Consider the following 5,819-nt stretch of genomic DNA (forward strand, 5'->3'; position numbering starts at 1 on the left):
AGCTTCTTTGGCCCCTGAGCAGTCCGGATCTCCCGGATCTTGAAGTCCATCGCATCCCCTGAACTGGGGTGTTGCGACGACCACTAGAACGGAAGTTCGAGGGGCCGGGCCTTCGGCGTTCCGGAACGGCCTACCCTGAAGAGGTAGATCCCAGGGCTTGCCCCGTTCGCAACAGGAGCATGAGTTGTACTTCACCGACCGCGGTATCGAGGAACTGGCAAAGCGGCGCGGCGAGGAAGAGGTCACCTTCGACTGGCTCGCCGAGCAGCTGCGTACGTTTGTCGATCTCAACCCGGACTTCGAGGTCCCGGTGGAGCGGCTGGCGACGTGGCTGGCACGGCTGGACGACGAGGACGACGACGAGGAGTAGGTCCCGGCTGTCCCAGGCATCGGCAATCGTGGGGTGGGGTTGGGGTGGGGTCGGGTGTCAGCCGAAGGCCCGCAGCCGGTCGTACGCGAGCCCGAGCGCGCCGTGGATCACCAGCAGGAGCCCGGCGGCGGTCCAGCCGCCACTGCTCCGCCGTACGCCCCAGGCGGCGAGCGGGAGACCGGCGGCCAACTGGGCCACGGCCAGGGACCGTGCCTTCGGGCCACGCAGCCAGGGCCCCAGGCTGCCGCCCTCCACGACATCGAGCTCCGCACGGACCGCCGCGCGCCACCCCGTCCACTCGACCTGCTCGGCACCGGGCTGGACACGGGCCACTTCACGGAGCCTTCCGATGGGCTCTCCGGGGGTGAGCCCGGGCGGAAGTGCCACCCCCGCGCGCGTGAGGACGGCGAGCAGCCCTCGCATGCGCGCGCGGGCGTCCGCCGCGGAGTCGGGTTTGGCCAACTGCTCCAGGGACTGCATGTCCAGCACGGGATCGAGACCGAGGCGGGCCGCGAAGGTGCGCATCGCCTCGTCCTCGCCGACCGGAGTGCCGTTCGCCAGCCACTCGTAGCCGACGGTGCGGCGGAAACCCGAGGCCAGGGTGTAGCCGCTGTGGTCGGCGTCCCACCAGAGGGCGAGTACGGGCCAGGGGGCGCCGACGGCGAGAGCGGTGGCCCAGCCGGTGAGCACCCGGTCGACGGGTTCGCCGCCGTGCAGCCAGGGCCTGCCCTCCGGAACCAGCACGCTCCACTCGGCACCGGCCCCGGTGAGCAGCATCCGCTCACGCAGCAGCTGGGCGGCGGATCCGACGGACTCGGGCCGCGCCCGGCAGAGGAGCAGGGCGCCGGGGATCTGGCCGGAAGGCCGGCCAGAGGGCTCGCCGGACGTCGTGGACATGGTCTTACCGTAGGCGCATTTAGGAATGACCTGCCCCTTTTGCCCACCCGAGGGTCGCCAGAAGGCCACCCGCAGGCCGGCCGCCACGAGACCTGAGGCCGTCCGGAGAACATCAGAACGGGTGTCTTGACTTTCCGTATCCGCGATATATCGTGTTACGTGGAAGACGCGATATGGCGCGTCCCGTCCCGATCCTGTCGAGGAGGTCGCACCATGTCCGAGTGGTCCGTCGCAGAGCCCGGCAAGCTCACCTTCGACGCCCCCGTGACGGCGCTGCATGTGCGCGTGGTCAACGGAACAGTGAACGTCGTGGGTACCGACGAGGGTTCCGCCCGGCTCGAAGTCTCCGAGCTGGAGGGCCCGCCGCTCCTGGTGACCCAGGAAGACGGCACACTCACAGTGGCGTACGAGGACCTTCCCTGGAAGGGCTTCCTCAAGTGGCTCGACCGCAAGGGCTGGCGCCGCAGCGTGGTGGTCTCACTGGCCGTCCCGGTGAGCACCCGGGTCGAGTTGGGGGTGGTGGGCGCCGCCGCCGTGGTCTCCGGGACGGACGGCCGGGTCGAGGTGAAGGGCGTCACGGGCGACACGACACTGGTCCGCATCGCGGGTCCGGTCCGCGTGGACACGGTGTCGGGGAACCTGGAGGCCCAGGCCGTCACCGGTGACCTCCGCTTCAACTCCGTCTCCGGCGACCTGACGGTCGTCGAGGGCTCGGGCTCTTCCGTACGAGCCGACTCGGTGAGCGGCTCGATGATCGTGGACCTGGATGCCACGGGCACTCCGACGGACGTCCAGTTGTCGAACGTCTCGGGCGAGATCGCCATCCGCCTCCCGCACCCGGCGGACGCGGTGGTGGAGGCGAACACCGCGAGCGGCAGCGTCTCCAGCGCCTTCGAGGATCTCCGGGTCGCCGGACAGTGGGGTGCAAAGAAGATCACCGGCCGGTTGGGCGCGGGCAACGGCAAGCTGAAGGCGGTGACCGTCTCCGGTTCGATCGCCCTGCTGCGCAGGCCACCGACGGAGGACGAGTCACCTGAGGGCACGGGCCCTCAGGACGCCGCACCCAAGGGCACGACCGAAGCCCCCTCCGACACCCCGAGCGAAGCCTCGATCGACGCTCCGACCGACGCCCCGACCGACGCCCCGACCGACAAGAAGGTGCTCTGAGATGCCTCCCGTCTTCGCCCATGGCCGCCTTCGGCTCTACCTCCTGAAGCTGCTGGACGAGGCGCCGCGCCACGGGTACGAGGTGATCCGGCTCCTGGAGGAGCGCTTCCAAGGCCTGTACGCGCCCTCGGCGGGCACCGTCTACCCGCGGCTGGCGAAGCTGGAGACCGAGGGACTGGTCACGCACACGACCGAGGGCGGTCGCAAGGTGTACGCGATCACGGACGCGGGCCGCGCCGAACTGGCCGACCGCAGCGGTGAGCTGGCCGATCTGGAGCTGGAGATCCGCGAGTCGGTGGCAGAGCTCGCGGCGGAGATCCGTGCCGATGTACGGGGCGCGGCAGGTGACCTGCGACGCGAGATGCGAGCGGCGGCCACTGAGGCCCGGCGGGGCGGCACGGGTGGCGGCGCGGGTGGCGGCGCGGCCAAGGAACACGACGCAGCGCAGGGCGAGTCCGGGGACTTCGGCGACTTCCGCGACAAGGAGTCGTGGCGGGCCGCGAAGGAGGAGATGCGGCGCGTCAGGCAGGAGTGGAAGGAGCAGGCCCGCCGCGCGAAGGACGAGAGCCGCCGCGCCCGCGACGAGGCGCAGCGTGCCCGCCGCCAGGCCAAGGAGGCTCAGGAAAGGACCCGCGCGCAGGCCCAGGAGGAGATGCAGCGTATGGCCAAGCATGTCCAGGACCAGGTCCAGGACCACTTTGCACGGGGCGACTGGCCGACGGGCGTCCGCGAGGGCCTGACCGAGCTGGCCAAGGAGTTCGGCGAGTTCGGGAAGAACTTCGGCAAGGACCTTGGCAAGGACTTCGCGAAGGACCTCGGCAAGGACTTCGGCTTCGGCCGCACGGAAACGGCAGCCGGATCAGCCGCGTCGGCCAAGGAGACGAAGGAGGCGCCGGAGAAGAAGGAGGCGAGGGAGCCGGAGTACACAGTCACCCCGGACGACTTCCCCGCCGGCTACGAACCCTCCTGGGCCCACGAGGACTCCACCGGCAACCCGGCCCGCGACCTGGACCGCCTCCTGGACCGCTTCCGCGACGACATCCGCGACGCCGCCCGCGACCACGGGGTGACGGAGGACCAACTCCGCGACACCCGAAGCCACCTGTCGACGGCGGCGGCGCACATCGGGGCGGCGCTGCGCAGGCCCGCCTCTTAGCCCGTCCGGCATTTGAGGACGAGCGCGTTCAGCGCGATACGGGGTCTGGGGGCGGAGTCCCGAGGAGCAAGGGACGGGCAGGGGCGGAGGGGGCGAAAAACTGCCCCACCCGCCCACACGTCACCCCGCCTTGGCCTCCCCACCCTCGTACAGCACCCGTACAACCCCGGCGTACGTCACCCCATGATCGGCCAGTACCTCGGCGGGAACACCGGGCCGCGAGGCGAGCGCCATCAGGAGGTGCTCGTCCCCGATGTGCCGGTCCTGATGAGCGAGAGCCATCCGCAGGGACTGGGTGAGCACGTCCTTGGCCCCGGGAGCGAAGCCGGGCCGTCGCGACCAGCGCCCACCGGCACCCCGCTGCCCCGACTCCAACGCACCCACCCCATGCGCCTCTTCCACCCGGGAAACGATCTCCGAGAGGTCGATACCGAGCCCGGAGAGGGCGTCGGCGTCCGCGCGGGAGAGCCCACCACGCCGCCGCGCCTCGGCGAGTTCCCGTACGACCGAGTCACGCCGCCCCGCCAGGCCGAGCGAGCTGAGGACGAACGAGCCCCGGCTGCCTTCCCGGTCAAGGAGGGCGAGCAGCATGTGCGCTTCCTCGACCCGCCCCTCCCCCGCCCGTTCGCAATGCCCGACCGCCCCCTCGACCACGGCCCGCGCGTCCTTCGTAAACCGTTCGAACATCACTGCCTCCCGTACTTCTTGTGCACGGCCTGCCTGGTCACTCCGAGTTCCGCGGCGATCTCCTGCCACGACCAGCCCTGATTGCGCGCACTGCGCACCTGCACCGCTTCCAACTGCTCCAACAGCCTCCGCAGCGCGGAGACCGCCCGCAGCCCGATACGCGGATCGCGATCACCCGCGCGCTCGGCAAGATCCGTTGCTTCGGTCATGGTGTCAACCTACATTGACACCCGAGCATCCGTCAATCAAAGTTGACACAACTGACGCGCGAACGGCGGGCCCGAAGAAGCCGAGCCCGCCGCAACCGGAACCACCTGCATACGACCGTCAGTCCACCGCCAGTCCACCGTCAGTCCACGGTGAGAACGATCTTCCCGAACTGATCGCCGGACTCCAGCCGTTCGAACCCCTCGCGGGCCCGGTCCAGCGGCAGCACCTCATCGATGACGGGCCGCACACCGGTGGCGGCGCAGAACGACAGCAGGTCCTCCAGCTCGTCCTTGGTGCCCATGGTCGAGCCGACGATCCTGAGCTCAAGGAAGAAGACGCGGGTCAGTTCGGCGTGCGAGGGCCGGTCGCCGCTGGTGGCACCCGAGATGACCAGCGTGCCGCCGGGCCGCAGCGACTTGATGGAGTGCGACCAGGTGGCGGCCCCCACCGTCTCGATGACGGCGTCGACCCGCTGCGGCAGCCGCGCCCCGGATTCGAGCGCCTCCACGGCCCCCAGTTCAAGGGCCCTCTTCCGCTTGGCCTCGTCGCGGCTGGTGGCGAACATCCGCAGCCCCGCGGCCTTCCCCAGCACGATCGCGGCCGTCGCGACACCTCCGCCGGCGCCCTGGACGAGCACGGAGTCGCCGGGGCGCACCCCGGCGTTGGTGAAGAGCATCCGGTACGCCGTCAGCCAGGCGGTGGGCAGACAGGCTGCCTCCGCGAACGACAGCTCCCTGGGCTTCGGCAGGACGTTCCACGCGGGCACGGAGACCCGCTCCGCGAAGGTGCCCTGGTAGCGCTCGGTGAGGATGGAGCGGGGCTCCTTGGGGCCGACGCCGTAGCCGGTCTGCCCGATGACGGAGTGCAGGACGACCTCGTTGCCGTCCTCGTCGATGCCGGCGGCGTCGCATCCGAGGATCATCGGCAGTTTGTCCTCGGCCAGGCCGACTCCGCGCAGCGACCACAGGTCGTGGTGGTTGAGGGAGGCGGCCCGCACGTTCACCGTCGTCCAGCCTGGCCTCTCCTCGGGGGCTGGGCGCTCCCCCAACTCCAGGCCGTTGAGCGGCTGGTCACGGTCGATTCGGGCGGCGTAGGCAGCGAACATGGCCCTGACGATAGGCTCCGCCCCCGCCGGACGGAACCATGTCCCTCTGTGACACACGTCCCGCCGCGTCCGGGACCCACGTCACAGGTGTTTCGCCCCCTCCGCGCCTACCCGTCCCGTACTCCCGGGGCTCCGCCCTGTTCCAGCCCGTCCGGCGTTTGAGGACGAGGCCGTCCAGGCCGAAAGCGGGGGTCTGGGGGCGCAGCCCCAAGAAACGTGAAGGGCAG

Annotated in this window: 7 protein-coding genes; 3 read left to right on the forward strand and 4 right to left on the reverse strand. The window is 70.5% G+C overall.

Translation table 11 applies throughout. From position 1 onward, the window contains the following. Nucleotides 1–184 precede the first annotated feature (184 nt). On the forward strand, nucleotides 185–370 hold the full coding sequence (locus AB0N66_RS42300; RefSeq protein WP_365446311.1) for a DUF6104 family protein: 186 nt from the start codon (nucleotides 185–187) through the stop codon (nucleotides 368–370). A gap of 57 nt (nucleotides 371–427) precedes the next feature. Here the strand turns inward: AB0N66_RS42300 and AB0N66_RS42305 are convergent, their stop codons facing one another. After that, a complete protein-coding gene (locus tag AB0N66_RS42305; RefSeq protein ID WP_365446297.1) occupies nucleotides 428–1,267 on the reverse strand; it encodes a hypothetical protein in 840 nt (279 codons plus the stop codon). Nucleotides 1,268–1,480: 213 nt separating this feature from the next. Between AB0N66_RS42305 and AB0N66_RS42310 the strand changes: the two genes are divergently transcribed. Both AB0N66_RS42310 and AB0N66_RS42315 read left to right on the forward strand, forming a co-directional pair. Then, nucleotides 1,481–2,434, forward strand: a complete 954-nt coding sequence (locus AB0N66_RS42310; protein ID WP_365446299.1) for a DUF4097 family beta strand repeat-containing protein — start codon at nucleotides 1,481–1,483, stop codon at nucleotides 2,432–2,434. A gap of 1 nt (nucleotide 2,435) precedes the next feature. After that, the gene (locus AB0N66_RS42315) at nucleotides 2,436–3,590 is read left to right on the forward strand and encodes a helix-turn-helix transcriptional regulator (RefSeq protein ID WP_365446302.1); all 1,155 of its coding nucleotides are present in this window, start codon (nucleotides 2,436–2,438) and stop codon (nucleotides 3,588–3,590) included. Between the two features lie 120 nt (nucleotides 3,591–3,710). Here AB0N66_RS42315 and AB0N66_RS42320 read toward each other — a convergent pair whose 3' ends face one another. The 3 genes from AB0N66_RS42320 to AB0N66_RS42330 form a co-directional block, all read right to left on the reverse strand. Next, nucleotides 3,711–4,277 carry a Clp protease N-terminal domain-containing protein gene (locus AB0N66_RS42320; RefSeq protein ID WP_365446305.1) on the reverse strand — a complete coding sequence of 189 codons (567 nt, stop codon included), beginning with the start codon at nucleotides 4,275–4,277 and terminating at the stop codon, nucleotides 3,711–3,713. Beyond that, nucleotides 4,277–4,486 (reverse strand): HTH domain-containing protein, encoded by a 210-nt coding sequence (locus tag AB0N66_RS42325; protein ID WP_266832452.1) that lies wholly within the window; start codon nucleotides 4,484–4,486, stop codon nucleotides 4,277–4,279. The genes AB0N66_RS42320 and AB0N66_RS42325 overlap by 1 nt, the downstream gene beginning before the upstream one ends. Before the next feature lie 140 nt (nucleotides 4,487–4,626). Next, nucleotides 4,627–5,592, reverse strand: a complete 966-nt coding sequence (locus tag AB0N66_RS42330; protein WP_365446308.1) for a zinc-binding dehydrogenase — start codon at nucleotides 5,590–5,592, stop codon at nucleotides 4,627–4,629. Nucleotides 5,593–5,819 lie beyond the last annotated feature (227 nt).

This window comes from Streptomyces sp. NPDC093544, assembly GCF_040683495.1.
In the GTDB taxonomy this organism is placed as follows: Bacteria; Actinomycetota; Actinomycetes; order Streptomycetales; family Streptomycetaceae; genus Streptomyces.